This window comes from Mycobacterium sp. 1482292.6, assembly GCF_001672995.1.
In the GTDB taxonomy this organism is placed as follows: Bacteria; Actinomycetota; Actinomycetes; order Mycobacteriales; family Mycobacteriaceae; genus Mycobacterium; species Mycobacterium europaeum_A.
Genome location: NZ_LZKV01000002.1, coordinates 1 through 533, shown reverse-complemented (window position 1 = coordinate 533; position 533 = coordinate 1). Strand labels below are relative to the sequence as shown.

Annotated in this window: 1 protein-coding gene; it reads left to right on the top strand. The window is 58.3% G+C overall.

The window, feature by feature from the left end; all coding sequences use genetic code 11:
* On the top strand, positions 1-533 hold a 533-nt coding region (locus tag A5624_RS00010), incomplete at both ends, for a class I SAM-dependent methyltransferase (RefSeq protein ID WP_197518882.1).

The following is a 533-nucleotide window of genomic DNA, read 5'->3' as shown; positions in this document are numbered from 1 at the left end:
TCGAGAAGTACGACGTCAACGTCATCGGGATCACGCTGAGCCGCAATCAATTTGAGTACAGCAAGAACAAGCTGGCCGGATTGCCGACCAGCCGCAACATCGAGGTGCGGTTGCAGGGCTGGGAAGAGTTCGAGGACAAGGTCGACCGGATCGTCACGATTGGCGCCTTCGAAGCTTTCAAGATGGAGCGCTATCCCGCATTTTTCGAGCGCGCCTACGAGATCCTTCCCGACGACGGCCGAATGCTGTTGCACACCATCTTGACCTACACGCAAAAACAGCAGCACGAGCGCGGTGTTTCCATCACGATGAGCGATATCCGATTCGCTCGATTCATCGGCCAGGAAATTTTCCCGGGTGGACAACTCCCGGCGCAGGAAGACATTTTCAAATTCGGCGAGGCGGCGGGCTTCACGATCGAGCGGGTGCAGCTGCTGCAGCAGCATTACGCGCGGACCCTCAACATCTGGGCGGCCAACCTGGAGGCCAACAAGGACAAGGCGGTCGCCCTGCAGTCCGAAGAGGTCTACGAC